Raw genomic sequence first — 25,338 nt, 5'->3', positions numbered from 1 at the left:
TAGACGCCACTTTGCCGCAACCCCATTTTCACACTAATATCTATTTTACCAGCAAACTAGCTTTGTACAAATACTACAATTGGTTTAGCTTCTATTTGATTTGTATTTTTTTCGTTATTCTCGATTTTTTCGTTATTCTCGTTATTCTCTTGTGACTTATAGAACGTAATACTTTCGCGCGTAGAAGCTTGCGACTTTTGTGCAACCTCTAGAACTGCAACAACGTCGTTTTTCTCATCTTTTGCGGCTTTTACGTATGCAATCGCGTTTTTTGCGCTAATCGTAGGAATTGTGATTTTTCTGCCAAATCGCAAGTCTTTAGCTTGATTTTCGCTTACTTCTACTGTTTGCATTGTTAATTTTGCAGATTCAAACATGCTTAGCAAGTGTTGATTAAGAGTGTTTTCTAAAGGCGATGAGGCTGGCAAAGCAGATGACGAATCGCCAGAAACCAGCGAATCGCATGAACCTTGCGAATAGTATAAATCGTCTAAAACAGCCTTCGCGCGAGTTTGAGTCACGCCATTTTTGTTTGTAAATGTGCGAATAACACTTTTAAGCTTAAGCACGCGACTATCTTCTATAGAAAAATCGCCAATACGCGTTCTTCTAAGGCTAACTAAGTGTCCTCCAACTCCAAGAACACGCCCCAAATCGCGAGCTAGAGCGCGAATATATGTGCCACTAGAGCAAGAAACGCTTGCGCGCACGTCAATAACCTTTGCGCCGCTTACGCCCACACTAAAATGCGCATCCAGCAAAGAAAAATCGTAAATAAAAACTTCTCTAGACTCTAAATGAACATCTTTACCTTCACGCGCTAAGTCGTAAGCGCGAACGCCATTTACTTTTATAGCAGAAAAAGATGTTGGCGTTTGCATAATCGAGCCAGTAAAATTCTTTGCTATTACAACGCGCAATTCTTTAAGAATTTCATCAATATTTGCAAAGTTTATAATGCCATTTTCATCATCCACGCTTGAAACAACATTACCATCCGCGTCGTCTGTGTTAGTTGACTCGCCAAGACGAATCACAGCTTCGTACGTTTTATTGTGACCAAGCAAATAGTTGAGCAAGCGCGTGGCGTTACCAAAGCCAAGAATCAGCAAGCCTGTTGCCATTGGGTCTAAAGTTCCAGCATGACCCACTCGTTTAGTGTGCAACAAGCCGCGTGCAAAAGATACAACATCGTGACTGGTAACGCCTTTTGGCTTATCTACTAGCAAAATTCCAGAAGATGGTACTTTGCTAGAAGATGGTAATTCAGGACTACTCATTGCCCTCTCTAAAGTCGCTAGTTACATCACTATCAAAGTCGCTAGAATCCGCAAAATCGCCAGAATCCGCAGAGTCGCTAGAATCCGCAAAGTTGTCGTCTTCAAAGTCGCTGTCTTCGTCAAAATCCTCGTCGTCAAAATCCTCATCTTCACGAGGCTTTTTATACGGATCCGCTTCCCCAGCATATTGCGCTGTTTCTCGCGCTTTAGCTAGCTCCTCGTCACGCTTGCGAGCCGCAACCAAAATGTCTTCAATCTCGTGAGCTTCGCTAGGAACTTCATCGTAAACAAATTGGATTTGAGGCGTTAATCGCAAGCCTGCTTTAGCTCCAACTAAAGTGCGTAAGCGTCCCTTAGCCTGTTGCAAAGCCTGGTTTGCGCGCATACGCTCGCCCTGCTCTTTTCCAGCAGTGCCAAGCTGCGTCCAATACACTTTAGCTATTTGCAAATCGTTAGTAACTCTCACTTCTGTAATCGTTACGTTAGCAAGTCGCTTATCGTGCAAATGCGATTCCATATTGGACGCAATCACTCTGTGAATCAAAGCCGCAATTCGCGCGGCTCTAGGGTTTGTTCCAGCCATATTACTTGCGCTCAATCTGCTTCATTTCAAATGTTTCGATTACGTCGCCAAGCTCAATGTCGTTAAAGCTGCCAAGATTAATGCCTGCTTCGTAGCCTTCGCTAACGGATTGCACATCATCCTTAAACCTACGCAAAGTGGAGATTTCAAGATCGTTAACAGTTGCAACACCGTTACGCAAAATACGGCACTTGGTTCCGCGCTTAACCTCACCATCTTGAACCATAACGCCAGCAATATTGCCAAACTTGGACGAGCGGAAGATTTCGCGAATCTCGGAATGAGATGTAACAACCTCTTCAAACTCTGGCTTAAGCATACCCTTCAAAGCAGCTTCAATATCTTCGATTGCTTTGTAAATAACAGAGTAGTACTTAACTTCCACGCCTTCGCGATCTGCCAAGTCTGCAACCTGGCGATTTGGACGCACGTTAAAGCCAATAATAACGGCCTTATCAACAGTTGCAAGGTTCACATCGTTTTGAGTAATCGCGCCAACGCCGCGGTGAATAACCTGAATTCCAACTTCGTCGGAAACCTCAATCTTCATTAAGGAGTCTTCCAAAGCTTCAACGGAGCCAGAAGAATCACCCTTAATAACAATGTTAAGCATATCCACTTCGGACTTAGCAAACTGTTCCTTAAGGCTTTCAAGAGACACAACCTTACGACGCTTTGCAAGCTGAGCCGCGCGCTCTGTAGCCTGACGCTTTTCGGCAATTTGGCGAGCAGAACGATCGTCGGAAGTAACCAAGAACAAGTCGCCTGCAGTTGGAACAGAAGTCAAACCAAGCACCTGAACTGGCGTGGAAGGACCTGCCTCTTGCAAGTGGTTGCCATTTTCGTCGAGCATTGCGCGAACGCGACCATAAGACGTGCCTGCAACAATGGAATCTCCGACTTTAAGCGTACCTTGCTGAACAAGAACGGTTGCAACAGCACCGCGACCCTTATCCAAGCGAGCTTCAACAGTTGCGCCACGAGCGTCCATGTTTGGATTCGCCTTAGGATCAAGCTCCGCATCTGTAGTCAAAAGAACAGCCTCAAGAAGCTTATCTACGTTGGTCCCCTGCTTTGCGGAAATATTCACAAACATGGTGTCGCCGCCGTATTCTTCTGGCACAAGACCGTACTCTGTAAGCTGACCGCGAACCTTATCTGGGTTTGCTCCAGCAACATCAATCTTGTTTACTGCAACAACAATAGGCACGTGAGCAGCCTGTGCGTGGTTGATTGCTTCAACAGTCTGAGGCATAACGCCGTCGTCTGCTGCAACAACAAGAATTGCAACGTCTGTAAGCTCCGCACCACGAGCACGCATAGCTGTAAACGCTTCGTGGCCTGGTGTATCCAAGAACGTAATCTTGCGCTTGTCGCCGTCTAAGGTGACTGTAACTTGGTAAGCGCCGATGCGCTGCGTAATGCCGCCAGCTTCGCGCGCTACAACATTCGACTTACGGATTGTATCGAGCAAGCGAGTTTTACCGTGATCAACGTGGCCCATAACAGTAACAACTGGAGGGCGAGTTACAAGATTATCGTCTTCTTGAAGCTCTTCTTCGTCTAAGTCAATATCGAACTGCTGAAGAAGCTCTTTATCTTCCTCTTCTGCAGAAACAAGGCTAATATTCCAGCCGATTTCTTCGCCAAGAATCTGGAATGTTGTTTCATCCAAAGACTGCGTAGCTGTTGCCATCTCTCCAAGATGGAACAAAACAGTAACCAAAGCTGCTGGATTTACATCAATCTTTTCTGCCAAATCCGAAAGCGTTGCTCCCTGACGAAGGCGAATCGTAGCGCCGTTACCCGAAGGAATACGCACGCCGCCAATAACTGGTGCTTTAAGCTCTTCGTATTCCCTGCGCTTTGCAAGACGATTCTTGCGAGCCTTAGAGGACTTTCCACCTTGGCGACCGAATGCACCTGCAGCTCCTGCGCGACCACGACCACCCCTGGATGGGCCTGCATTTGGAGCACCTGCAGCCGCTGCTTGGAAGCTTGCAGCTTGGTTTGCGTTAAAGCGCGACTCTGCCGATGGGCGCGATCCTGCGCCACCATTGCCGCCGCCTGAACGATGCGAACCTTGCCATTGGGAACGATTTGCTCCGTTGCCGCCGTTGCCATTGCCGCCGCCTTGACGGTTTCCGCCGCGACCACCGCGACCGCGACCACCGCCGTTGCCGCCATTACCATTACCAGATCCTGGTTTTGAGCCACGAGCATTCTCTGCAGCAGCGCCTGGCCGCGACATTGGATGTGGGCGTGGAATGTCTCCAGGTGTAGGCGCGCGCATACCCTGCTTTCGACTAAACGGATTGTTTCCTGGTCGAGGAGCGGTTCCCGAGCCAGAGCCTTGGTGTGGTCTAGGGCGTGGAGGCATTTGCGCAGAACGCTCTTGCTTAGCAGATTTAGATTCTGCACCACTGCGCTTTTCTGCGTTGCGCTTTGAATCGCCAGACCTAGAAGCATTATTAGGCTTTGCGTTTCCAGCCGAAGGCTTAGGAGTTGCATTGTTAGCAGCATGCGCATTAGAAGTCTTAGATTCGTGATTTTCATGCACTTTTTGCGCAGAATTCTGCTTTGCAAAAGACTTTTGTTCTGGCTTTTGATTAGCCTTCTTTTCTGCATTTTGACCATGAGATTCTGGCTTGCTATTAGACGCAGAATCCGCAGATTTATTAGACGCATGATCAACATTCTTAGACGCAGAAGGCTTCGATTCGCTCTTTGCAGCAGAATCCGCAGGCACAAATTCCGTCTTTAGACGACGCACTACAGGAGCTTCAACAGTTGAAGAAGCGGACTTTACGAATTCGCCCATACTCTTCAAACGTTCCAATACGGTTTTACTATCTACACCAAATTCTTTGGCCAGTTCGTATACGCGCTTTTTTACCACTCAGTGTTCTCCTCAGTCTGTGGCAGCGTAAAACGAACGCAACCACTTTATATTGTTATAAGATTCTTACTCTTATGCTTTTTATTTAGATATCTCATAATGCGATATCTCATCGTGTAACCATGATTTCAACCATGATTTTGTACCTCGTTCCCTAGGCAAAAAGCTGCTAATAAGCCCAGATTGCAGCTTTCAGCTTACTCGAAACGTTGGATTCTCGGGAGTGTCGCAAGTTTGCTAAATACTAGCAAAAATCTTATTCCGCCGAATTAGAATCAGCGTTCATAGCTTCTTGCTTTTTAGCATGCTCTTCCGCAGACTCAATTCCAATCTTCCAACCAGTCAACTTTGCTGCAAGTCGCGCGTTCTGTCCCTCCTTGCCAATTGCAAGCGAAAGCTGAGAATCGTGAATAAAAGCAACAGCAGTCTGACTTTTCTCACTAACAACATGAACTTCAGTTACTACTGCTGGAGACAATGCAGCGGAAACAAACTGTGCTGGATCTTGCGACCAATCAACAATATCGATTTTTTCTTGACCAAGATTTTCCAATACAGCACGAACGCGCGAACCACCAGGACCAATCAAAGCACCCTTTGGATTAACGCCATCTGTGTTAGCGCGAACAGCAATCTTAGTACGAGCGCCAGCTTCTCGAGCAATTGCCATAATCGAAACAGCTCCCGAAACAAGTTCTGGAACTTCTCGCTCAAAAAGTCTGCGAACAAGATCTGGGTGAGACCTAGAAACAACTATTTCTGGTCCGCGCAAGCCGCGAGCAACGTTTACAACATAAACGCGAATACGCTCGCCGTGACGATACCTTTCGCCAGGAACTTGCTCTCTTCTAGGCAAAATGGCTTCAACATCTCCAACAGCAACGTGAATATTAGAAGGATCTTTAGAATCCTGCTGCACAATGCCGTTAATAAGCTTTCCTTTTTGACCCGAAAAAGCTCCAAATACGCGGTCATCTTCCACTTTGCGGAAAAGTTGAGTAATAACTTGGCGAGCTGTTGCTGCAGCAAGACGTCCAAAATCTCTAGGCGTATCGTCATACTCCTCGCCCAAAGTAAATGCTGGGTGAGGATTATCTTCTGTAGGAACACCTGGAATCTCATCTCGTGCCCATACAGTAAAGCAACCAGCACGCTCATCTAGCTCAACTCGAGCATGCCTTGCTGGGTGGGAAGTCTTCATGTATGCAAGACGCAAAGCCTCGGCGAGTGCCTCGTCCAGCTCGTCGGCATTAATCCCCTGCTGAGCCGCAAGCTGATGCATTCCCGCCAAATCCAATTCCATCGTGCACGTCCTCCTGTGATTCATTTATAAATTTTCACTTATAAAATTAACTTATTCTTCTTTTATACGTTTTACGCATAACAAAACGCTAAAATCTAATTTTAACAAGTATGTAAAGCGCAAAATTTTATGACTATGATTAAAAATGTTAAGCATAAAATGTTAGACACAAAGCAAGCCAACATTGGTCACAGTCACGGACTATTTTAGTAGATTATGCAGACACGTTTTGTTTTGTTCTAAAGCCTTGCAAGGCGTGCAAAATATTATCAAACGCGTAGCAAAAGGTGTTCCAATGCACAAAAAAAAGTTTGTTCTAGTATTTGCATCACTTATTGCTGTATTAATGGCTTCTAGCGCTTGCTCGGGATCAGGGCAATTTAATAACGTTAACAACACTGCGGTTCGTTCATCTAAAAGCAATAATGAGTGCTACCAAGTTCTACAAAGCGCAAAGCACAATCAAAAAATCGTAGATCAACAAGAAGCAAACGTAACTAGAAACAACTTGCAAAATGCTGCGAATTCTTGGAAAAACGTTGCAATACAATGCAACGCACGATTTGCTCAAGGCGTTGTTTTTAGCGCGCAAAACACCTGGAGATTGGCCAACTTAAGTCAAGGCAACGAAAGTGGAGCAGCAAACGCCCCTAAAATCGCAAATCAAATGGAATCAAGCGTTTACAAAAAATTGTATGACTTTGCAAATAGTACTAGTAACTTGTATTGGAATCACGACCCACTTGCAAAAGCGGCATTAGAACAAGACAAACTAGCTTTTATGTTACAAACTTTAGCTGCAAAAGATGTTGATAATGTTTCCTTAAGACAAAGCGATATTACAGCTACGATTGCTAACATGCTTATGCACTTTGCTTCAAGCGGAAGCGACTTGCGACAAAAAGTATACGAAATACCGCAAAAGAATCTGGACTCTGGCGTTGCAAAAGACGAAGCTAGCGCAAAAGACTTGCCAATAGTTGCAATAGCGTATATGGATTGCGCGCGCGGAGAACTAGACGCGCTAAATCAAGCTATTTTCCCTACAAACAAAGACGGTAGCGTAAATCATAGCGCACTTTCTAGCAACACAAATCAAGAGTTTATTGAGATTCTTGCAAACATTGCTATTTCGCATATTATGAGCGCGTACGCGTATGGATACCCTAGCGATTCTTCCGCGATTTTTGAGCAATAGCACACTGCATGATTGCATATGTACGCCAAATAAAGTAGAGATTCGAGATTTTTCGCACTGAATGAGATGAACCTCAGCGCCGAAGGTGGTGATTCATCGAATGAAGAAGAAAAATCGAGAATCTCGGTGATGAAAGATACGAAAAAGTTCTAGATATCCAGAAGGTTTGATGTATTTCTCTACGAGCAATAAAAGAGGAGCGTAGCGACGGGACTTGCGAGGAGAGAAATACTCAAACCTCGCGCAACGACAAATAAGGAAAGCGCTTGTGTAAGCAAAAAGGGCTTCTGGCTAATCGCCAGAAACCCTGCTTGCGGATGAAGCGAGATTTGAACTCGCGGAGGGTGTAGCCCTCACACGCTTTCGAGGCGTGCTCCTTAGACCGCTCGGACATTCATCCTTTGCGCCAATCGCAAATACGCAAAACGCAAATGCAAAAAGAAACGCAACTTTTCAATTGTAAAACAACCCTAGAATATATAAGACGCATGGCGCGTTGACACTCACCCAAGCTCCTCGATCGTGCGCTTAGCACGAATCGCGTTTGCTCGCACACCAAGCTCCTCGTCTTTAGGGTATTCAACATATTCCAAAGTCAAACCGTTAGCTGCAATCGGCCCAGTAGAGCCTTCTCGAATCGGATTTTCAATCTTATTTTTGAACCAATCAACAGAACGCTTTGCACACCCAACTTGCACGCACGCCCCAACAAGCGAACGAACCATGTTATGCGCAAACGCGTCTGCAACAATAGTAAACTCAAGCAAACCGTTCTCAATGCAAGGAATTTTTCCAGTTGATTTAGATAAACAGCTCCCCACGCAAACGCGATTCCAAACAGCCTTTTTAACGCAGCGAATCGTAGTTCCACCAGGATTTGGCCGCGCAAAAGAGCCAAAATCGTGCAAACCAACAATCAAAGACGCCGCCTGATTCATGGCATCAACGTTTAAGTCGTAGTCAAGCTGCAACACAAAGCCACGCATGCGCGGATCCAAATTCGCGCGATTCGCAGCATCACTAATCCTATACACGTATGTGCGATCCAACGCAGAAAAACGCGCATCAAAACCGCTTGGCGCAATGCTTACGCTGTGAATCGAAATGTCTTTAGGCAAAACGCCACAAAGCCTATATTCCAAGGCTTTTACTGGAGTCAGATTTGTGTGACCGACGCAATTTTGCAAAACGGATTCCGAAACGTCTAAATGGCAAACTTGGTAAGATGCGTGAACGCCCGTATCTGTGCGGCCAGCAACGCTAAGGCGCAAAGGTTCGCTAGCATCGCTTTTATTCACGCGCAAAACCTTGTGCAATGCGTCTTCTAAAACACCTTGAACGGTGCGCAAAGTAGGTTGCTTTGCCCAACCATAAAAATCGCCGCCATCATACGCTAAATCCAAACGAAGACGCATTCAAAACCTTTCCAAACAGACTTACAAACAGACTTTCCAAACAGACTTCCACTAGTTTTTCTTATCTGAACCGCCAGCGAGCGCAAAAGCACTCATAACGCTACGAATCAACTCATATGTTTTTGAATCCATATGCATTGCAATCTTCAATAATGCAGGAACAACCTCCGACCAATGCGAAGACATCTCGTCGAAATTCGAGTACCCTAAACTGCTAAACATGCTGTAAACACTATCAATTCTGCGTTTTCGCTCTTCAAATGGCAAACTCATCATCCACTCGTTTGCAGCTTTAGAAACTGCTAGAGCGCGCGGAGTTACACAATCGCAGTAGTCAAAATCACCATCTTTAACTTGCCAATATATGCCAAGATGTTGCATTAATCCAATTGAATCGGCAGCTGTAACCTTATACGGCACTCCCGTATCCATAATCAATCCAATAAAGGCAGATTGCGGAACAACTTTTTCGATTCTGGAAACAACGCGAGAAAAAACCTTTGGATCAACAACATCCGAGCCAAAACTAGGGCCGTCCATTGAATAGATTTTACTAATATGATTTCCAAGGCTTCGATCTTGCGCGTCTAATCGCATTGCCGCGTATGCAGCCATATTCCCGCCTTTTGAATGGCCCACAACAAATATTTTAGGATTATCACTTAGATCGCAATCATTTAAATCGCAATCATTGCTATTTTCTAGATTGCTCTTATCTAAATCACTATTCTTAAAATCACTCTTCTTATTAAACAAATTCGCAAAATAATCACCAACACTGCTAAAAATCCCACGAATACCGCCACTTTTGCAAGAATCTTTACATGCGCGCCTAGATATAGAGAGCAAATACTCCGCCGCCGACTCCTGCGCTGGCACTGGGCAGCGAAATGCCATGTTAAAGTCTTCCTTCCAGCCAACAAGCGTGTTATCTGTTCCTCTAAAAGCAACAACAAAGCAGCTAGACCCAATGCAATCTGTTAAATCAAAAGTAACAGCCGCAAATTGCTGTTCGCAAGAGTCATCAATATTCGACTCATCAAAACGTTCAAGAACCTCACCAACACGCATGCCCCTATAACGCGGGCTAGACTCAACAGCCAAAAGTAGATTCTTGCGAAACTCATCTACCTTAGTAGAACCAGAGCTAAACATTGAAGAAAAATCCTCACCGCGAAGCAATTCGCTTAAAGGAACGGTTGCTAGTGAGTTAGAATCGTCATTATATTTTGGAATCGATTCAGGCATGCAAATATACGCCAACTCGCATAAAATAAGCGAATCTACGGCGTTGAATTTTCGCTCTTTAAAATTAGTAAAATCATTATTCAGTAAATCGAGAATATTTGACATAGTTCAATAATAATTGATACCAGATATAGAAAATATATGTCAGATATAGAAAAACGGGCTGGAGATATCTTCAACCCGTTTAATAAACCTTTATACTTGCGATTAATCGCAAAAAGATTTACTTACCGATGCATCAAGATGCTAATCTCAACTACTCGGCTGCTTCTTCTTTAGCAGCAACCTTAGTAGCGGACTCAGCTTCCTTAACAACAGCCTTCTTTGGGCTTACTGGCTCAACAACAAGCTCGATAATAGCCTGTGGAGCAGTATCACCACGACGAGGGGCCATCTTAACGATGCGAGTATAGCCACCTTCACGCTGCTTCATCTGCTCAGCAATCTGAGTGAAAAGCATGTGAACAACGGACTTATTGCGAATTACGCGCAACACGCGGCGGCGCGAATGCAAATCGCCACGCTTAGCGAATGTTACCAAACGCTCAGCAAGTGGACGAAGACGCTTTGCCTTTGGCAAAGTAGTCACAATACGACCGTGCTGGAAGAGGCTTGTAGCCATATTGGCCAGCATCAGGCGCTCATGCGCTGGGCTAGAAGCCAGACGAGGCCCTTGTTTCGGTGTAGGCATTATTACTCCTTATTGCCGCGGAATTCAGGTGGGCAAAAACCCGAACATCCAAAAACCGCGACGATTTGCGGTGGTTGTTTACTCGTCTTCTGGCGAGAAGAATGTGCCACCTTCGAGATTATTGGCGTCAAAGCCAAGCGGTGAAGGCTTAAGAGACAATCCCATGGATTGCAACTTTTCTTTAACCTCATCGATGGATTTCATGCCGAAATTACGAATATCGAGCAAATCCTGCTCAGTGTGAACTACCAGCTCACCAACTGTGTGGATTCCTTCACGCTTCAAGCAGTTGTAGCTGCGCTGCGTTAGGTTCAAATCCTCAATTGGAGTGGCCATTTGGGAATCAGCTTCCGCCATGACTGGAGCTGGACCAACTTCAACACCTTCAGCATCGACGTTAAGCTCACGGCAAAGACCGAAAAGCTCAACCAAAGTCGAACCTGCGGACGCAACTGCGTCTCGTGGTGTAATAGCTGGCTTAGTTTCCACATCCAGGATAAGCTTATCGAAGTCCGTGCGCTGTTCCACGCGGGTAGCTTCGACCTTATAGCTCACCTTCAAAACTGGCGAGTAGATCGAATCCACTGGAATGCGACCGATTTCGCTGTTTTCCTGCTTATTCATTTGAGCAGGCACGTAGCCACGACCACGCTCCACAGTGAACTCAATTTCGAGCTCGCCATCTTCAGCAAGTGTAGCGATATGCATCTGTGGGTTGGCAATAGTGACGCCAGCAGGAGGAGTAATATCTCCAGCTGTTGCCTCACCCTTGCCGCTCTTGCGTAGATACATCACTACTGGCTCGTCATACTCACTTGTAAGTACGATGCCCTTGATGTTCAGCAGGATTTCAGTGACATCCTCTTCAACACCTGGCAGAGTCGTGAACTCATGTAAAGCACCAGAGATGCGTACCGAAGTAACGGCCGCACCTGGAATGGAGCTCAACAAGGTACGACGCAGCGAATTGCCGAGCGTGTATCCGAAACCTGGTTCCAACGGCTCAATAGTAAAGCGAGAACGCTGGGGATTCAGTGATTCCTCGGTAAGTGTTGGACGCTGTGCGATAAGCACTTTTGTATCCTTTCAGCTTCTGGTCGGTGGTGCACTCGCCGCCCATAAGCGGGTTGGATGGATGGATTCGTAAGAGTGCTCAGACGCGGCGACGCTTTGGTGGGCGAACGCCGTTATGCGCTTGTGGGGTGACGTCGGTAATAGAACCGACCTCAAGACCCGCGGACTGAAGGGAACGGATAGCGGTTTCGCGACCGGAACCTGGACCCTTAACAAACACGTCGACCTTTTTAAGGCCATGTTCCATTGCCTTACGAGCAGCAGACTCAGCGGCCATACCTGCAGCGTAAGGAGTCGACTTACGGGAACCCTTAAAGCCGACATCGCCACCAGAAGCCCAAGAGAGGACTGCACCCGATGGATCGGTGATGGAAATAATCGTGTTATTGAATGTTGATTTAATATGCGCCTGCCCAACCGGTACCGACTTGCGGTCCCGGCGACGCGGCTTGCGCGAGGCTTGCTTTGCAGCTGCCATTGACCCTCGTTTCCTATGACGAATTAGTTGGTATGTCTAGGCGATGAGAATTAACTCGTGGCCTAGAGCCGACCACCGACTATCGGGTGGCCTTCTTCTTCCCGGCGACAGTACGCTTTGGACCCTTACGAGTACGAGCATTAGTCTTAGTACGCTGACCACGCACAGGAAGACCCTTGCGATGACGCTGGCCTTGATAGCAGTTGATCTGAATCTTACGACGGATGTCGGCGTCGATTTCACGACGCAAATCGCCTTCAATCTTATAGTTGGCCTCAAGATAATCACGCAAAGTGATTAACTGTTCATCCGTAAGATCCTTGACGCGGGTATCCGGATTAACACCGGTCGCGGCAAGCGTTTCCTTAGCGCGAGTACGACCTACACCAAAAATATAGGTGAGGGCAATCTCAATGCGCTTCTCATTGGGAATATCTACTCCGGCAAGACGTGCCATTGTAATTCCTTTACTATTACGCAGGTCGTGCACCAAGTCTCCCGCAATAATATCGATTATTTGCGGCCTGGGCCTGCGCACCCAGGGTTCAGCTTAAGCTGCGACTTAGCGCCTTATTCCTTTATATTCGCGGTGGAGATCCACTCAGCCCTGACGCTGCTTATGACGTGGGTTGATGCAAATCACCATGACGCGACCGTGACGGCGGATCACGCGGCAGTTTTCGCAGATCCTCTTCACGCTAGGGCTGACCTTCATGGTTTTCCTTTGCTTGTACCTTTACTTATAACGGTACGTAATACGTCCGCGGTTCAAATCGTAAGGACTCATCTCCAGCACAACACGATCTTGCGGAAGAATGCGAATGTAATTCTTACGCATTTTTCCCGAAATCGTAGCCAGTACAATGTGCTCGTTCTCAAGCTGAACGCGAAACATCGCGTTAGGTAGTGCTTCTACTACCGTGCCTTCGACTTCAATCACACCGTCTTTTGCCATGAGCCTCGTTCCGTTCCTTGGATATACTACTTTGCGCATCCGAAGACACGCCAATCTTCTATGATACAGTAAATGCGCCCAATACAACACTCGGCGTGTCGCAAGGGCGCATTACAAATATGAGAAAATCTAAATCTTAAATAAATCTCATACCAAGGATTCAACTATGCGATTGTTGATTTCGGCAATATCTCCAACGCCATCAACTTCAACAAGCTGACCGCGGCTTTCATAAATATCCAGCAAAGGAGCTGTTTCCTTCTCGTAAGTTTCCAAACGCTTAGCAATAACTTCTGGAGTATCGTCGGAACGACCCTGCTCTACAGCACGCTTTTGCATGCGCTCAAGCAAAACCTCACGCTCCGCCTCTAAAGCAACAACATGATCTAGTGGAGTACCAAGCTCTTCCAACATGCGATCAAGAGCCTGAACTTGAGAAGCGTTGCGAGGATAGCCATCTAGAATCCAGCCATTCTTTGCATCATCTTGAGCAAGACGATCTTTAACAATGCTATTTGTCAATTCATCTGGAACAAGCTCTCCCTTATCGAGATAACCTTGAACCTTCTTGCCAAGTTCCGTTTTATTCTTTAAGTTATAACGGAAAATGTCGCCAGTAGAAATAGCAGGAATATTGTAATGCTCTGCAAGCAAAGCGGCTTGAGTGCCTTTACCTACTCCTTGCGGACCCATAATTAACAATCGCATATTAATCTCCTAGTTTTATGCCAATGCAAATCCAATACAAATATTAAACAAAACCTATCTGAAATACTACTTAGCAACCTGCTTATTATTGCTGTGATCAAACAGGAATCCAGCATACTGGAATTGCTCAGTTTGAGCCTTAGCTTGACGCAAAGTATCCAAGCCAACACCAGCAATAATCAGAATTGTTGTACCACCAAATGGAAGCTTCATATTAAGATGCAAAGACATAATCAAAACCGTTGGAATCAAAGCCACAAACAGCAAGTAAATAGCACCAACTGTGTTAAGCCTATTCATAACGTAGCTAAGATAACGGCTTGTAGCGCTACCAGCGCGAATACCAGGAATAAATCCGCCGTATTCCTTCATGTTGTCTGCAGTCTCATCTGGATTAAAAGTAATCTCGGTGTAGAAGAAGCAGAAGAACACGATCATAACGGTGTACAACGCTATGTACCAAACAGAAGTAGAGTTTGCTAAATTGGCATTAATCCAACGCACCCAATCCTTACGACTATCTCCAAATTGAGCAAGAAGTGTTGGAATAGCAAGAATCGAAGACGCAAAGATTGGTGGAATAACGCCACTCATATTCACCTTAAGAGGCAAGTATGTGGAAGAGCCGCCGTACATTTTGCGGCCAATCATTCGACGCGTGTACTGAACAGGGATTCTACGCTGAGCAAGCTCCACAAAGTCAACGAAAATAAGAATCACAAGGAAAACGCCAGCAACAATGGAGAACTTAGTCCAATCTCCATTAAGGCCATTCGTACCCCAACCGATTTCCCACAACTTTGGAAGGAATCCAGAGCAAATAGACATAAAGATTAATACAGACATACCCTGGCCAATACCCTTATCTGTAATAAGCTCTGCCATCCACATTATGAGGCCAGTGCCACCAGTCATGATTAAGACCATTACAATAAGGCTCCACATAGAACCGTCTGGAATAACCTGGCCGCATTGATAGTTAAATAGCGCGCCAGAACGAGCCGTAACCAAAATGGTAGTTGATTGCAAAACAGCCAAACCGATGGTTAAGTAACGGGTGTACTGAGTAAGTTTCGTTTCTCCAGACTGACCTTCTTTGTGAAGAGCCTCAAAGCGTGGAATCACAACTCTAAGCAACTGAATAACAATGGACGCCGTAATGTATGGCATAACGCCTAATGCAAAAATCGAAAGCTGCAAAAGAGAACCGCCAGAGAACAGATTCACCAACCCAATAAAGTTCTCGCTAGAAGAAGCCAGCTTAGCGGTGCAAGCTCGAATAACTTTGTAGTCAACTCCAGGAATCGGAATAAATGAGCCGATTCGGTAGATAATAATCATTGCGAAGACGAAGAGGATCTTATTCCTCAACTCCTTCGTCTTGAAGGCCTGGATTAACGTTTTCACCTGGGTCTTCCTCCCTTTTTTGCGCTACGATCTAGGCGCACCAGTAAAAAAACAAACTCTGAGGCAATAGTTTATATCACGGTACATACTGAAACAATAATTGAGTGAGTTTTGCAATAAAATAATCCCCCCAGTGCAAACTAGGGGGATTATTAAACAGTTAAATCACTGCGTTAATTAGCATTACTAGCTTAAGTATTACTACTTATTACTACTCTTCGCTAACAGAGCCACCAGCAGCTTCGATCTTGGCTTTAGCGGATGCAGAAGCCTTAACTCCCTTAAGAGTCAAAGCAACCTTAAGATCGCCATCGCCCAAAACCTTAACTGGGTAACCATCACGCACAGCGCCCTTAACTACCAAATCAGCAACAGTGACTTCGCCACCCTTTGGGAAGAGTTCTGCAAGGGCTGCAACATTAACAACCTGGAACTCCTTCTTGAATGGGCTCTTAAAGCCACGAAGCTTAGGCAAGCGCATGTAAAGTGGAAGCTGGCCGCCTTCAAAGCCTGGACGAACTTGGTAACGCTTCTTTGTACCTTTGTCTCCACGACCCGAAGTCTTACCCTTAGAGCCTTCACCACGACCCACGCGGATGCGATCCTTCTTAGCTCCTGGAGCTGGACGCAACGTGTGCATGTGCAACATTGGTTCTTCATTAGCCATAATCAGTCAACCTCCTCAACGCTCAGCAAGTGGCGAACGGCCATAACCAAGCCACGATTGACTGAATTGTCCTCGCGAACAACGCTTTGACCAATCTTGTGAAGGCCAAGAGTCTTAACGTTAGCGCGCTGACGCTCGGTGGAATGAACCAAACCGTGCACCAGAGTGATCTTTAAGTTAGCCATCACTCACCATCCTTTGCCTGGGCAGCCTTAGCAGCCTGAGCTTCTTCACGAGCCTTGCGTGCTTCGGCAATGCCAGCAGCGCGCTCACGAAGCAATGCGTCTGGTGCAACTTCCTCGAGGGAAAGTCCACGACGAGCGCAAATTTCTTCTGGCTCTTCAAGCTTCTTCAAAGCATCCACAGTAGCGCGAACCACGTTAACAGCGGTTGCGGAGCCCATGGACTTGGTGAGGATATCGGTAATGCCAGCGCACTCCATAACAGCACGCACAGCGCCACCAGCGATTACACCAGTACCTGGAGCAGCTGGACGAAGCAAAACTGTACCAGCAGCATCGTGACCCAACACAGGGTGAGTCACGGTACCACGAATGCGTGGAACAGTAAACATATGCTTCTTAGCGTCAAGCTGACCCTTAGCGATAGCTGCTGGAACTTCGCGAGACTTACCGTAACCAACACCAACAGTGCCCTTACCGTCGCCAACAACAACAAGTGCTGCAAAGCTAAAGGTACGGCCACCCTTGTGGGTCTTGGAAACACGGTTAATAGTAACTACGCGATCCAAAAGCTCTTCGCCGCGGTTTTCTTCACGACGGCTACGACGTTCGCTACGCTTACCTTCGCCCTTAGAACGACGGGAACGACGATCGTCGGTACGCTCCTCAGCGGATGCCTGAGTGTTCTGAGTTTCTTCAGCCACTTGGGTTTCCTTTTCGTTATCGCTCACAGTGCTAGACCTCCCTGACGGGCGCCTTCAGCTACGGCTGCGACGCGACCATGATACTTATTACCGCCACGATCGAAGATAACAGCGGTGATTCCCGCTTCCTTCGCCTTGGCTGCGATTAACTCGCCAACCTTGGTAGCAGCTTCAGTCTTCGTACCAGTAAAACCAGCGAAGTCAGAAGTCAAGGTGGAAGCGCTTACAAGGGTAAGACCCTTAGTGTCATCCACAATCTGAGCAACCATGTGACGGTTAGAACGAGAAACTACCAAACGTGGGCGCTCTGGAGTGCCAGAGATGCGCTTACGAAGGCGGGCGTGACGACGCAAACGTGCGACTTTGGTACCCTTACCGAAAATCTTAACGCTCATATCACTTACCAGCCTTTCCAGCCTTGCGCAAAATACGCTCATCGCTGTACTTAATGCCCTTGCCCTTATAAGGTTCTGGAGCACGAAGCTTGCGAATGTTAGCGGCAGCCTGACCAACGGCCTGCTTGTCAGTACCCTTGACGATTACCTGATTTGCGTTTGGCAATTCAAACTCAATGCCCTCAGGTGGCTGAACGGTAATAGTGTGCGAATAGCCGAGCGAGAACTCAATGCCCTTGCCCTTCATTACAGCACGATAACCAGTTCCAACAATGTCTAGAGTCTTGGCGTAGCCTTCGTGCACACCCTTAACCATAGACGCCACGATTGCGCGAGCCAAGCCGTGCTTTGCACGAGTTGGACGCAAATCGTCAACTGGGGTCAAAACGATCTTGCCATCAGCAACTTCAGCGGTAATACCTTCTGGAATTACATAGGAATCAGAGCCCTTAGCACCCTTAGCGCTAAAGGACTGACCTTCAATCTTAACTTCCACGCCTGCAGGAATGTCGACGGGGAGCTTACCAATATGCGATGCCATTTTCAGCTCTCCTTTCTCACCATACGTAGGCGACGATTTCGCCGCCAATGCCTCGATCGAGGCATTCCTTCTGAGTCAACAATCCCGAGCTGGTCGAGATAATAGCGATACCGAGACCGCCAAGAGGCATAGGCAAAGAATCAGACTTTGCGTAACGACGCAAGCCTGGCTTAGAGATGCGCTTAATGCCCTGGATGGAACGCTGACCATTGGAGCCGTACTTTAACGTAACTTCCAAAGTCTGTCCAACCTTAGCTTCTTTAGCAGCAAAGTCTTTAATGTAGCCTTCGCGCTTAAGAATCTCGGCGATATTCGCCTTGAATTTGGAGTACGGCATTTCCACGATATCGTGCTTTGCCGCGCTCGCATTACGCAGACGTGTCAACATGTCTGCGATAGGATCTGTCATTGTCATGTTGGGCTAACGCCCTTTCTCGCCGTGGTTTCCACCGCCTGTTTGTTATTTATAAAGCAGTGGACCTTCAGCGTCGATATTTACCAACTGGACTTCGTAACACCCGGCAACTCACCGCGATGTGCCTTTTCACGAAGGCATACACGGCACAGACCGAACTTGCGATACACGGAGTGAGGACGACCACAAACCTGGCAACGCGTATAAGCGCGCACCTTGAACTTCGGCTTAGCGGCCGCCTTGTTTTTCAGAGCGGTTTTTGCCATATCAGTTCTCCTTGAATGGGAAACCGAGGTGCTTAAGTAGCGACTTCGCTTCCACATCGTCCTTGGTGGTGGTCACCACGGTGATGTCCATACCACGCTGATGATCAATCGAATCAGGATCAATCTCGTGGAACATTGATTGCTCCGTAAGACCGAAGTTGTAATTACCCTGACCGTCGAACTGGTTGCCATTAATACCACGGAAATCGCGGATACGTGGCAAAGCCAGAGTGAGCAAACGATCCAAGAATTCCCACATACGATCGCCACGAAGAGTTACGTAAGCGCCAATAGCCTGGCCTTCGCGCAAATGGAACTGCGCAACAGACTTCTTAGCCTTAGTAACCTTTGGCTTCTGACCAGTGATCAAAGTGAGATCCTTAATCGCACCTTCGATGAGCTTGGAATCGCGAGCTGCAGCACCAACGCCCATAGAGACGACGACCTTCTGCAAACGAGCCACCTGCATAGGATTAGTGTGGCCAAATTCCTTTTCCAAAGCTGGAACGATTTGATCATTGTATTGCTGCTTTAAGCGCGGAGTTGCCGGCGCCTCAACTGTAGTATCGGTCATGCCAGCTCCTTTCCGGACTTCTTAGCTACACGCACGCGCACGGTCTTTACTTTGCCGTCGCGAGCTTCTTGCTTAACAATCACGCCCACGCGGGTTGGCTGCTTTGTCTCTGGGTCAATCACCATAACGTTAGAACGGTGAATTGGAGCCTCAACAGAGACGATGCCTGCCTGCTGACCCTGCTGGGTAGCACGCACATGCTTCTTAACAACCTGAACACCCTCGACGATCAAACGGTCTTCGGCGAGTACACGAAGTACTTTGCCTTCCTTACCGCGATCCTTGCCGCGGATAACCTTTACCTGGTCGCCGGACTTAATCTTGGCTACCATCTCAGATCACCTCCGGGGCGAGGGACACAATCTTCATGAAGCGCTTATCGCGCAATTCACGACCGACTGGTCCAAAGATACGAGTGCCCTTTGGTTCACGGCCGGAGCCGAGAATAACAGCGGCGTTCTCGTCGAACTTAATATAGGAACCATCAACACGACGATGTTCCTTGACAGTACGGACGACGACAGCCTTAACTACGTCGCCTTTCTTGACCGACCCGCCAGGAATAGCATCCTTAACGGAGGCGACGATAATGTCGCCGATGCCGGCATAGCGTCGCTTCGATCCACCGAGCACGCGGATGGCAAGTAATTCCTTAGCACCCGTGTTGTCGGCGACATGAAGCCGCGTTTCCTGCTGAATCATTGATTCTCCTTAGTCGAGCTGGTTCTCCCCGCTCACCCGTACCGCTCAAATAAGCAGCACAGGTGAAGCGCGGAGCCTTGCTGAACTTGTTTACTTGGCGCGCTCGATAATCGAGTCGAGACGCCAACGCTTGGTCTTGCTCAAAGGCCGAGTTTCCATAATACTCACGAGGTCGCCAATATGCGCCTCATTGTGTTCATCATGGGCCTTGACCTTGCGGGTGGAGCGGACGACTTTACCGTAAAGTGGGTGTGTCGAACGCTGCTCCAGCTCCACGGCAATCGTCTTGTCCATGGCCTCGGACACGACGTAGCCGCGACGAACCTTGCGGAAGTTGCGCTCTTGGTTCTCAGCCATGCTTACTTCTCCTTGACCTCAGTGGCGCCAGGCTCTTGGCTGATGCCGAGTTCACGCTCACGCAGGATAGTATACATCCTGGCTATGTCGTGCTTGACCGCCTTGAGGCGAGCGCTGTTTTCAAGTTGACTAGTTGCTGCCTGGAAGCGCAAGTTAAAAAGCTCTTCCTTAGACTTCTTTAAGAAGCCTTCGATTTCAGCATTAGTCTTCTCGTTTAAATTCTTGATGGTGTAGTCTGCAGTTCCGACTGGCATCAGATGTCACCGCCTTCACGCGCAATAACACGGCATTTCATTGGGAGCTTGTCGATAGCGCGGCGCAAAGCCTCGCGAGCGACGTCCTCAGAAACACCACCGATCTCGAACATTACACGACCTGGGTGAATGTTGGCAATCCAGAATTCTGGAGCACCTTTACCGGAACCCATTCGTGCACCAAGCGGGTGCTTGGTTAATGGACGATCAGGGAAAACCGTAATCCACACGCGACCACCACGCTTAATATAGCGGGTCATTGCGATACGGGCTGCCTCGATCTGACGGTTAGTGATGTACGCCGGAGCCAGCGCCTGAATACCGAAATCGCCGAAAGCGATAGCGGTTCCACCCTTAGACATGCCGCTACGGGTAGGACGGTGCTGCTTGCGATATTTAGTCCTTTTTGGGATAAGCATCTGCTCACTCCTTCGTTTCCGTTGCGGCAGGAGCTTCAGCAGCTACAGCCTCGGCTGGCTTTTCAGCCTGTGCCTCGGTAGCCTTCTGCTGATTGGCAGAGCGTGCTCCACGACGTGGACGACGATCGCCACGGCGACCTTCACGCTTACCCTGCTGAGCCTGCTGCTCTTCAAACTCACGCTCAGTCATATCGCCCTTGTAAATCCAAACCTTTACGCCAATACGGCCGTAAGTGGTCTTGGCCTCAAAGAAGCCGTAATCAATAAGGGCGCGCAAGGTCTGCAGTGGAACGCGACCTTCGCGGTAGAACTCAGAACGGCTCATTTCGGCGCCACCAAGGCGACCAGAGAGCTTAATACGGATACCCTTGGCACCTGCACGCATTGCGTCTTGCTGTGCCTTACGCATAGCACGACGGAATGTAACGCGGTTAGTCAACTGTTCCGCAATTCCCTGAGCAACTAATTGAGCGTCAAGTGCAGCGTTCTTTACTTCAAAGATGTTGAGCTGTACTTGCTTACCAGTGAGCTTCTCAAGCTTTGCACGAACACGCTCGGCTTCTGCGCCACGACGACCGATAATAATACCTGGACGAGCGGTGTGAATATCCACACGAACGCGGTCACGGGTACGCTCGATAACAATGCGGGATACGCCTGCACGTTCGAGGTCATGGCTCATTTCCTTGCGAATCTTGTCATCCTCAAGGACGAAGTCACGGTAACGCTCGCCGGCTTTAGTAGAATCGGAGAACCACCTAGAGCGATGATTCTCGGTAATGCCCAGGCGATAGCCGAAAGGATTGATCTTCTGACCCATCTTTAGCGATCCCCTTCCTTAAGCGAGACGATAACAGTGATATGGCTTGTGCGCTTGTTAATGCGCGCAGCGCGACCCTGTGCACGAGCGCGGAAACGCTTAAGCGTTACACCCTCATCCACATAAGTTTCCTTGATGACCAAGTTTTGCTCGCGGAATGGTTCTCCAGCTTTCTCAGCCTTAACGCGAGCATTAGCGATCGCGCTTTCAAGAACCTTGCGCACCGGCAACGATGCGTCTTGAGGAGCAAACTTCAAAATGGTAATAGCTTCGCTTGCACGCTTGCCTCGGATGAGGTCGACCATGCGGCGAGCCTTGCGCGGCGTCACACGTACGTGACGAGCGATTGCTTTAGCTTCCATGTGTCCTAACTCTCCTTTAGCGGCGTGCTTTCTTGTCGTCCTTCACATGACCCTTGAAGGTCTTGGTTGGGGCGAATTCACCGAGCTTATGACCAACCATTGCTTCGGTAACGAATACCGGCACATGCTTGCGGCCATCGTGTACGGCAAAGGTGTGTCCAATGAAATCAGGAGTGATCATCGAACGACGCGACCACGTCTTGATGACGTTATGCGTGCCCTTGTCGTTTTGTTCATCGACTTTCTTCTGTAAGTGGGCGTCGACGAAAGGGCCCTTCTTGATGCTACGAGTCATCTGTTCGACACTCCCTTACTTGCGGTTCTTACCATTCGGACGACGACGAACAATCATCTTGTTCGAAGCCTTCTTCGGACGGCGGGTACGAACCTCGCCCTTGCCCCATGGAGAAACAGGTGGTTTACCACCACGGGTACGACCACCATGAGGGTGATCAACAGGGTTCATAGATTCGCCTCGGGTGATTGGCCTGCGACCAAGCCAACGAGCACGACCTGCCTTACCAAGCTCGATATTAGCGTGGTCGGAGTTGCCAACCTCGCCGATTGTAGCGCGGCAACGAGCGTCCACGTTACGAATTTCGCCAGATGGCATACGCAACTGAGCGTAAGCACCATCCTTAGCTACGAGCTGAACGGCAGCACCTGCGGAGCGTGCAATCTTTGCGCCACCAAGTGGACGAAGCTCGATTGCGTGAACCACGGTACCAGTTGGGATGTTCTTAAGAGGCAAGTTGTTGCCTGGCTTAATATCAGCCTGGGCGCCAGTCTCAATAACATCTCCCTGGGAAATGCCTTCAGGAGCGATAATGTAGCGCTTCTCACCATCTGCATAATGCAACAATGCGATGCGAGCGGAACGATTAGGGTCATACTCAATATGAGCGACCTTTGCTGGCACGCCATCCTTGTCCCAACGCTTAAAATCGATGAGACGATACTGACGCTTGTGTCCGCCGCCGCGATGGCGGGAAGTCATGCGACCGTAAGAGTTACGACCGCCAGTTTTGCTGAGTTTGCGTACCAACGACTTTTCAGGAGTAGAACGCGTAATCTCGGAGAAGTCCGAAACCGAAGCGTTACGACGTCCTGCAGTCGTAGGCTTATAAACGCGGATAGCCATAATATAGTATTCCTTTACTTTTCTCGGCTAGCCTTCAGTTACCAAAGATATCGATTGTCTGGCCTTGTGCCACGGTGACAATAGCGCGCTTTTGATTCACACGACGACCGAAGCCGGTGCGAGAGCGCTTGAGCTTGCCAGCGCGATTCAAGGTGTTAACATTCGTTACCTTGACTTTGAAGATTTCTTCGATAGCCTGCTTGATCTGAACCTTGTTAGCGTTTGGAGCTACGACGAAGGTGTACTGGCCACGATCGGAAGCTGCATAGCTTTTTTCAGAAACAACTGGCTTTAAGATGATGTCATGTGCTGGGTTATGGACTGCGACCATTTGAATCAGGCCTCCTTAACTTCAGGCTCGGTCTTAGCTGCAACGAAGGCTTCGAAACCTTCCTTGGAGAAGACGACGTACTGAGCGGTGATGACATCGTAGGTGTTGAGCTGATCAGCGAAGATCACATGCACCGTAGGAATGTTACGAACAGACATCCACTCGTTGATGTTCTCGCGAGAGAGAACAACAGTGGTGAACTGATCCTTAGTTACTGGTGTAAGTGCTGCAACAGCTGCCTTTGTGGATGGAACATCCTTAATGCCAAAGTCCACAATTGCAATGCGACCAGCATTTGCACGATCCGAAAGAGCATAACGAAGAGCAGCTGCCTTCATCTTCTTTGGAGTACGCTGATCGTACTTGCGAGGAACTGGACCGTGTACAACGCCACCATGTACCCACTGTGGAGCACGAATGGAGCCTTGACGAGCACGACCAGTGCCCTTTTGCTTCCATGGCTTCTTACCGCCACCAGATACGTTAGCGCGATTCTTAACCGCGTGAGTACCCTGGCGAGCAGCAGCAAGCTGAGCAATAACGACCTGATGAACCAATGGGCCGTGAGCCAAAACGTCTTCGTTGGAGATGCCGAAAATCTCGGCAGGAGCTTCAACAGTACCGTTTGCATTACCCTTGGTGTCAGTTACGTTCAGAGTTACGTTTGCCATTTAAATCAGGCTCCCTTCACTGCCGAACGGACTAGAACGATAGCACCCTTAGGTCCTGGAATAGCACCCTTGATAGCTAAAATACCGTTCTCAACATCCGAAGAAACGATTGTGAGGTTGAGCGCAGTAGAAGTCACATGACCCATGCGACCAGCCATACGCTTGCCCTTCAAAATGCGGCTTGGAGTTGCACATGCGCCCACAGAACCTGGACGACGTTCATTCTTGTGCGAGCCGTGAGTACGACGGTAAGACTTGAAGCCCCAACGCTTGATTGTGCCAGCAAAGCCTTTACCCTTTGTAGTACCCGTTACGTCAACTTCTGCACCTTCAGCAAATACTTCAGCGGTCAATTCCTGACCTGGCTTGTAATCTGCTGCATTTTCAGTGCGCACCTCAGCGAGGTGACGACGAGGAGTCACGCCAGCCTTTGCAAAGTGACCAGCCAATGGCTTGGTAACCTTGGTAGGATCAATCTGGCCATAACCGAGCTGTACGGCGCAATAACCGTCAGTTTCTTCGGTCTTAACAGCGGTAACTACGTTGGTAGCAACCTCAACCAGAGTTACGGGGACAAAAAGGCCGTTTTCATCCCAAACCTGGCTCATGCCCAGCTTACGGCCGAGCAAAGCAGTGCGATTCTTATTTTGCGACATTATTTACCCCCCTTCCTACAGCTTAATCTCGATATTTACATCCGCAGGCAGGTCAATGTGCATCAAAGAATCCACAGCCTTTGGCGTTGGATCAACGATGTCAATGAGGCGCTTATGAGTGCGCATCTCGAAATGCTCGCGAGAATCCTTATATTTATGAGGAGAACGGATAACAACAAACACGTTCTTCTCGGTCGGCAGAGGAACCGGACCCACTACTGTGGCGCCCGCGTTCGTCACCGTCTCGACGATTTTCTTCGCCGATTGGTCGATGACCTCATGGTCATAGGACTTAAGCCTGATGCGGATTTTCTGTCCCGCCATTGCCGTCCGCCCTTTCTAGCGATTCGTTTACTGTTTACCAACCTGTATCAAAGGGCACCGGGAGAATAGACACTAAAGGCCATTCCACATCAGTGCGCAGCCTACAAAAATCAACAAAAAACTGCGATTTCTGTTTCTGCGCTCGCTTTTTTGAATTACAATATGCGAGCCTTAAAAACAGGCAACTAAGTAATTAAACCATCAACCTTGGATTAACAAAAATCGGGCGTGTCGGCTATTTTCCAACGAAAAATGGCAGAAACTACAGCTAGTGCAGCCTCTGCCATTTGTAACTAAATATGCAATAATCATTCAATA

At 48.1% G+C, this 25,338-nt stretch carries 36 protein-coding genes and 1 tRNA gene; 1 reads left to right on the top strand and 36 read right to left on the bottom strand.

What is annotated here, in order from left to right; genetic code table 11:
• Positions 1-56 precede the first annotated feature (56 nt).
• From truB to nusA, 4 genes are all read right to left on the bottom strand, one after another.
• The gene (gene truB, locus NYP65_RS05555; protein WP_415691448.1) at positions 57-1,280 is read right to left on the bottom strand and encodes a tRNA pseudouridine(55) synthase TruB; all 1,224 of its coding nucleotides are present in this window, start codon (positions 1,278-1,280) and stop codon (positions 57-59) included.
• Positions 1,273-1,863, bottom strand: a complete 591-nt coding sequence (rbfA, locus tag NYP65_RS05550) for a 30S ribosome-binding factor RbfA (protein WP_346284216.1) — start codon at positions 1,861-1,863, stop codon at positions 1,273-1,275. Before rbfA ends, truB begins: the two co-directional genes overlap by 8 nt.
• 1 nt (position 1,864) lies before the next feature.
• Positions 1,865-4,762, bottom strand: coding sequence for a translation initiation factor IF-2 (infB, locus tag NYP65_RS05545; protein ID WP_427898057.1), 2,898 nt, complete (start codon positions 4,760-4,762; stop codon positions 1,865-1,867).
• Between the two features lie 256 nt (positions 4,763-5,018).
• The gene (gene nusA / locus NYP65_RS05540) at positions 5,019-6,065 is read right to left on the bottom strand and encodes a transcription termination factor NusA (RefSeq protein WP_004131711.1); all 1,047 of its coding nucleotides are present in this window, start codon (positions 6,063-6,065) and stop codon (positions 5,019-5,021) included.
• A gap of 256 nt (positions 6,066-6,321) precedes the next feature.
• Between nusA and NYP65_RS05535 the strand changes: the two genes are divergently transcribed.
• On the top strand, positions 6,322-7,263 hold the full coding sequence (locus tag NYP65_RS05535; RefSeq protein ID WP_102704886.1) for a hypothetical protein: 942 nt from the start codon (positions 6,322-6,324) through the stop codon (positions 7,261-7,263).
• Between the two features lie 314 nt (positions 7,264-7,577).
• Here the strand turns inward: NYP65_RS05535 and NYP65_RS05530 are convergent.
• The 32 genes from NYP65_RS05530 to rpsJ all read right to left on the bottom strand — a co-directional run bounded on the left by NYP65_RS05530 (position 7,578) and on the right by rpsJ (position 25,020).
• Positions 7,578-7,663 (bottom strand) — tRNA-Ser (locus NYP65_RS05530).
• Between the two features lie 103 nt (positions 7,664-7,766).
• Positions 7,767-8,678 (bottom strand): tRNA pseudouridine(38-40) synthase TruA, encoded by a 912-nt coding sequence (gene truA, locus NYP65_RS05525; protein ID WP_020759423.1) that lies wholly within the window; start codon positions 8,676-8,678, stop codon positions 7,767-7,769.
• 51 nt (positions 8,679-8,729) lie between these two features.
• A complete protein-coding gene (locus NYP65_RS05520) occupies positions 8,730-10,031 on the bottom strand; it encodes an Mbeg1-like protein (protein ID WP_116692308.1) in 1,302 nt (433 codons plus the stop codon).
• A 151-nt stretch (positions 10,032-10,182) separates the two neighbouring features.
• On the bottom strand, positions 10,183-10,617 hold the full coding sequence (gene rplQ, locus NYP65_RS05515; protein WP_004131707.1) for a 50S ribosomal protein L17: 435 nt from the start codon (positions 10,615-10,617) through the stop codon (positions 10,183-10,185).
• Between the two features lie 78 nt (positions 10,618-10,695).
• Complete coding sequence (locus NYP65_RS05510; protein WP_004131706.1) at positions 10,696-11,691, bottom strand: DNA-directed RNA polymerase subunit alpha; 996 nt, start codon at positions 11,689-11,691, stop codon at positions 10,696-10,698.
• A gap of 79 nt (positions 11,692-11,770) precedes the next feature.
• On the bottom strand, positions 11,771-12,169 hold the full coding sequence (gene rpsK, locus NYP65_RS05505; protein ID WP_004105468.1) for a 30S ribosomal protein S11: 399 nt from the start codon (positions 12,167-12,169) through the stop codon (positions 11,771-11,773).
• Between the two features lie 79 nt (positions 12,170-12,248).
• Complete coding sequence (gene rpsM, locus NYP65_RS05500; RefSeq protein WP_004105472.1) at positions 12,249-12,626, bottom strand: 30S ribosomal protein S13; 378 nt, start codon at positions 12,624-12,626, stop codon at positions 12,249-12,251.
• A gap of 144 nt (positions 12,627-12,770) precedes the next feature.
• The gene (gene rpmJ, locus NYP65_RS05495) at positions 12,771-12,884 is read right to left on the bottom strand and encodes a 50S ribosomal protein L36 (RefSeq protein ID WP_003842636.1); all 114 of its coding nucleotides are present in this window, start codon (positions 12,882-12,884) and stop codon (positions 12,771-12,773) included.
• 21 nt (positions 12,885-12,905) lie between these two features.
• Positions 12,906-13,124 (bottom strand): translation initiation factor IF-1, encoded by a 219-nt coding sequence (gene infA, locus NYP65_RS05490; RefSeq protein WP_004105485.1) that lies wholly within the window; start codon positions 13,122-13,124, stop codon positions 12,906-12,908.
• Between the two features lie 147 nt (positions 13,125-13,271).
• A complete protein-coding gene (locus NYP65_RS05485) occupies positions 13,272-13,832 on the bottom strand; it encodes an adenylate kinase (RefSeq protein WP_004131705.1) in 561 nt (186 codons plus the stop codon).
• A gap of 66 nt (positions 13,833-13,898) precedes the next feature.
• The gene (gene secY, locus NYP65_RS05480) at positions 13,899-15,239 is read right to left on the bottom strand and encodes a preprotein translocase subunit SecY (protein ID WP_004131704.1); all 1,341 of its coding nucleotides are present in this window, start codon (positions 15,237-15,239) and stop codon (positions 13,899-13,901) included.
• Positions 15,240-15,450: 211 nt separating this feature from the next.
• Positions 15,451-15,906: a 50S ribosomal protein L15 gene (rplO, locus tag NYP65_RS05475; RefSeq protein WP_004131703.1), complete on the bottom strand. Its 456-nt coding sequence runs from the start codon at positions 15,904-15,906 to the stop codon at positions 15,451-15,453.
• 2 nt (positions 15,907-15,908) lie between these two features.
• Positions 15,909-16,091: a 50S ribosomal protein L30 gene (rpmD, locus tag NYP65_RS05470; protein ID WP_004131702.1), complete on the bottom strand. Its 183-nt coding sequence runs from the start codon at positions 16,089-16,091 to the stop codon at positions 15,909-15,911.
• Positions 16,091-16,819 carry a 30S ribosomal protein S5 gene (gene rpsE / locus NYP65_RS05465; RefSeq protein WP_004131701.1) on the bottom strand — a complete coding sequence of 243 codons (729 nt, stop codon included), beginning with the start codon at positions 16,817-16,819 and terminating at the stop codon, positions 16,091-16,093. Before rpsE ends, rpmD begins: the two co-directional genes overlap by 1 nt.
• Complete coding sequence (gene rplR / locus NYP65_RS05460) at positions 16,816-17,187, bottom strand: 50S ribosomal protein L18 (protein WP_004114376.1); 372 nt, start codon at positions 17,185-17,187, stop codon at positions 16,816-16,818. Before rplR ends, rpsE begins: the two co-directional genes overlap by 4 nt.
• Position 17,188: 1 nt before the next feature.
• Entirely contained in the window at positions 17,189-17,728 is a 540-nt protein-coding gene (gene rplF, locus NYP65_RS05455; RefSeq protein WP_004133436.1) for a 50S ribosomal protein L6, read from the bottom strand.
• A 16-nt stretch (positions 17,729-17,744) separates the two neighbouring features.
• Complete coding sequence (gene rpsH, locus NYP65_RS05450) at positions 17,745-18,143, bottom strand: 30S ribosomal protein S8 (protein ID WP_004131699.1); 399 nt, start codon at positions 18,141-18,143, stop codon at positions 17,745-17,747.
• An 80-nt stretch (positions 18,144-18,223) separates the two neighbouring features.
• On the bottom strand, positions 18,224-18,409 hold the full coding sequence (locus NYP65_RS05445) for a type Z 30S ribosomal protein S14 (protein ID WP_004114370.1): 186 nt from the start codon (positions 18,407-18,409) through the stop codon (positions 18,224-18,226).
• 1 nt (position 18,410) lies between these two features.
• A complete protein-coding gene (gene rplE, locus NYP65_RS05440) occupies positions 18,411-18,983 on the bottom strand; it encodes a 50S ribosomal protein L5 (protein ID WP_004114368.1) in 573 nt (190 codons plus the stop codon).
• Positions 18,980-19,315, bottom strand: coding sequence for a 50S ribosomal protein L24 (gene rplX / locus NYP65_RS05435; RefSeq protein ID WP_004114367.1), 336 nt, complete (start codon positions 19,313-19,315; stop codon positions 18,980-18,982). Before rplX ends, rplE begins: the two co-directional genes overlap by 4 nt.
• 1 nt (position 19,316) lies before the next feature.
• The gene (gene rplN / locus NYP65_RS05430) at positions 19,317-19,685 is read right to left on the bottom strand and encodes a 50S ribosomal protein L14 (RefSeq protein WP_004114366.1); all 369 of its coding nucleotides are present in this window, start codon (positions 19,683-19,685) and stop codon (positions 19,317-19,319) included.
• 90 nt (positions 19,686-19,775) lie between these two features.
• Positions 19,776-20,042 carry a 30S ribosomal protein S17 gene (gene rpsQ, locus NYP65_RS05425; protein WP_004114365.1) on the bottom strand — a complete coding sequence of 89 codons (267 nt, stop codon included), beginning with the start codon at positions 20,040-20,042 and terminating at the stop codon, positions 19,776-19,778.
• A 2-nt stretch (positions 20,043-20,044) separates the two neighbouring features.
• Complete coding sequence (gene rpmC / locus NYP65_RS05420) at positions 20,045-20,296, bottom strand: 50S ribosomal protein L29 (protein ID WP_473410735.1); 252 nt, start codon at positions 20,294-20,296, stop codon at positions 20,045-20,047.
• The gene (rplP, locus tag NYP65_RS05415) at positions 20,296-20,715 is read right to left on the bottom strand and encodes a 50S ribosomal protein L16 (protein ID WP_004114362.1); all 420 of its coding nucleotides are present in this window, start codon (positions 20,713-20,715) and stop codon (positions 20,296-20,298) included. Before rplP ends, rpmC begins: the two co-directional genes overlap by 1 nt.
• A 4-nt stretch (positions 20,716-20,719) precedes the next feature.
• Complete coding sequence (rpsC, locus tag NYP65_RS05410; RefSeq protein ID WP_004131698.1) at positions 20,720-21,535, bottom strand: 30S ribosomal protein S3; 816 nt, start codon at positions 21,533-21,535, stop codon at positions 20,720-20,722.
• A gap of 2 nt (positions 21,536-21,537) precedes the next feature.
• On the bottom strand, positions 21,538-21,897 hold the full coding sequence (rplV, locus tag NYP65_RS05405) for a 50S ribosomal protein L22 (protein ID WP_004131697.1): 360 nt from the start codon (positions 21,895-21,897) through the stop codon (positions 21,538-21,540).
• A gap of 16 nt (positions 21,898-21,913) precedes the next feature.
• Positions 21,914-22,192, bottom strand: a complete 279-nt coding sequence (gene rpsS, locus NYP65_RS05400) for a 30S ribosomal protein S19 (protein ID WP_004114357.1) — start codon at positions 22,190-22,192, stop codon at positions 21,914-21,916.
• A 15-nt stretch (positions 22,193-22,207) separates the two neighbouring features.
• Positions 22,208-23,038: a 50S ribosomal protein L2 gene (rplB, locus tag NYP65_RS05395; protein ID WP_004114355.1), complete on the bottom strand. Its 831-nt coding sequence runs from the start codon at positions 23,036-23,038 to the stop codon at positions 22,208-22,210.
• Positions 23,039-23,072: 34 nt separating this feature from the next.
• Positions 23,073-23,369, bottom strand: coding sequence for a 50S ribosomal protein L23 (rplW, locus tag NYP65_RS05390; protein ID WP_004114354.1), 297 nt, complete (start codon positions 23,367-23,369; stop codon positions 23,073-23,075).
• A 5-nt stretch (positions 23,370-23,374) separates the two neighbouring features.
• Positions 23,375-24,040 (bottom strand): 50S ribosomal protein L4, encoded by a 666-nt coding sequence (gene rplD / locus NYP65_RS05385; protein ID WP_004133440.1) that lies wholly within the window; start codon positions 24,038-24,040, stop codon positions 23,375-23,377.
• 5 nt (positions 24,041-24,045) lie between these two features.
• On the bottom strand, positions 24,046-24,696 hold the full coding sequence (gene rplC / locus NYP65_RS05380) for a 50S ribosomal protein L3 (RefSeq protein ID WP_004116043.1): 651 nt from the start codon (positions 24,694-24,696) through the stop codon (positions 24,046-24,048).
• A gap of 15 nt (positions 24,697-24,711) precedes the next feature.
• A complete protein-coding gene (gene rpsJ, locus NYP65_RS05375) occupies positions 24,712-25,020 on the bottom strand; it encodes a 30S ribosomal protein S10 (protein ID WP_003808013.1) in 309 nt (102 codons plus the stop codon).
• Positions 25,021-25,338: the final 318 nt, after the last annotated feature.

It is taken from the genome of Gardnerella sp. c12Ub_1, from assembly GCF_055804375.1.
Note: the sequence above shows the minus strand (reverse complement) of the source record. Positions and strands in the feature narration are given on the sequence as shown.

Coding starts and splice junctions, on each gene's coding strand:
- rplO (WP_004131703.1), bottom strand. CDS start 15,906: ATGGCTAATGAAGAACCAATGTTGCACATGCACACGTTGCGTCCAGCT.
- rplN (WP_004114366.1), bottom strand. CDS start 19,685: ATGATTCAGCAGGAAACGCGGCTTCATGTCGCCGACAACACGGGTGCT.
- rpsS (WP_004114357.1), bottom strand. CDS start 22,192: ATGACTCGTAGCATCAAGAAGGGCCCTTTCGTCGACGCCCACTTACAG.
- rplC (WP_004116043.1), bottom strand. CDS start 24,696: ATGTCGCAAAATAAGAATCGCACTGCTTTGCTCGGCCGTAAGCTGGGC.
- rplW (WP_004114354.1), bottom strand. CDS start 23,369: ATGGTCGCAGTCCATAACCCAGCACATGACATCATCTTAAAGCCAGTT.
- rplR (WP_004114376.1), bottom strand. CDS start 17,187: ATGAGCGTTAAGATTTTCGGTAAGGGTACCAAAGTCGCACGTTTGCGT.
- rpsM (WP_004105472.1), bottom strand. CDS start 12,626: ATGGCACGTCTTGCCGGAGTAGATATTCCCAATGAGAAGCGCATTGAG.
- rplD (WP_004133440.1), bottom strand. CDS start 24,040: ATGGCAAACGTAACTCTGAACGTAACTGACACCAAGGGTAATGCAAAC.
- rplQ (WP_004131707.1), bottom strand. CDS start 10,617: ATGCCTACACCGAAACAAGGGCCTCGTCTGGCTTCTAGCCCAGCGCAT.
- rpmC (WP_473410735.1), bottom strand. CDS start 20,296: ATGCCAGTCGGAACTGCAGACTACACCATCAAGAATTTAAACGAGAAG.
- rplF (WP_004133436.1), bottom strand. CDS start 17,728: ATGGCATCGCATATTGGTAAGCTCCCCGTCGACATTCCTGCAGGCGTG.
- rpsC (WP_004131698.1), bottom strand. CDS start 21,535: ATGGGTCAGAAGATCAATCCTTTCGGCTATCGCCTGGGCATTACCGAG.
- rplB (WP_004114355.1), bottom strand. CDS start 23,038: ATGGCTATCCGCGTTTATAAGCCTACGACTGCAGGACGTCGTAACGCT.
- rpmJ (WP_003842636.1), bottom strand. CDS start 12,884: ATGAAGGTCAGCCCTAGCGTGAAGAGGATCTGCGAAAACTGCCGCGTG.
- rplX (WP_004114367.1), bottom strand. CDS start 19,315: ATGGTAGCCAAGATTAAGTCCGGCGACCAGGTAAAGGTTATCCGCGGC.
- NYP65_RS05520 (WP_116692308.1), bottom strand. CDS start 10,031: ATGTCAAATATTCTCGATTTACTGAATAATGATTTTACTAATTTTAAA.
- truA (WP_020759423.1), bottom strand. CDS start 8,678: ATGCGTCTTCGTTTGGATTTAGCGTATGATGGCGGCGATTTTTATGGT.
- rpsK (WP_004105468.1), bottom strand. CDS start 12,169: ATGGCAGCTGCAAAGCAAGCCTCGCGCAAGCCGCGTCGCCGGGACCGC.
- NYP65_RS05485 (WP_004131705.1), bottom strand. CDS start 13,832: ATGCGATTGTTAATTATGGGTCCGCAAGGAGTAGGTAAAGGCACTCAA.
- rpsQ (WP_004114365.1), bottom strand. CDS start 20,042: ATGGCTGAGAACCAAGAGCGCAACTTCCGCAAGGTTCGTCGCGGCTAC.
- rplV (WP_004131697.1), bottom strand. CDS start 21,897: ATGGAAGCTAAAGCAATCGCTCGTCACGTACGTGTGACGCCGCGCAAG.
- truB (WP_415691448.1), bottom strand. CDS start 1,280: ATGAGTAGTCCTGAATTACCATCTTCTAGCAAAGTACCATCTTCTGGA.
- rplP (WP_004114362.1), bottom strand. CDS start 20,715: ATGCTTATCCCAAAAAGGACTAAATATCGCAAGCAGCACCGTCCTACC.
- rbfA (WP_346284216.1), bottom strand. CDS start 1,863: ATGGCTGGAACAAACCCTAGAGCCGCGCGAATTGCGGCTTTGATTCAC.
- rplE (WP_004114368.1), bottom strand. CDS start 18,983: ATGACCGATACTACAGTTGAGGCGCCGGCAACTCCGCGCTTAAAGCAG.
- rpsJ (WP_003808013.1), bottom strand. CDS start 25,020: ATGGCGGGACAGAAAATCCGCATCAGGCTTAAGTCCTATGACCATGAG.
- rpsH (WP_004131699.1), bottom strand. CDS start 18,143: ATGACAATGACAGATCCTATCGCAGACATGTTGACACGTCTGCGTAAT.
- infA (WP_004105485.1), bottom strand. CDS start 13,124: ATGGCAAAAGACGGTGTGATTGAAGTCGAAGGCACGGTAGTAGAAGCA.
- nusA (WP_004131711.1), bottom strand. CDS start 6,065: ATGGAATTGGATTTGGCGGGAATGCATCAGCTTGCGGCTCAGCAGGGG.
- rpmD (WP_004131702.1), bottom strand. CDS start 16,091: ATGGCTAACTTAAAGATCACTCTGGTGCACGGTTTGGTTCATTCCACC.
- NYP65_RS05445 (WP_004114370.1), bottom strand. CDS start 18,409: ATGGCAAAAACCGCTCTGAAAAACAAGGCGGCCGCTAAGCCGAAGTTC.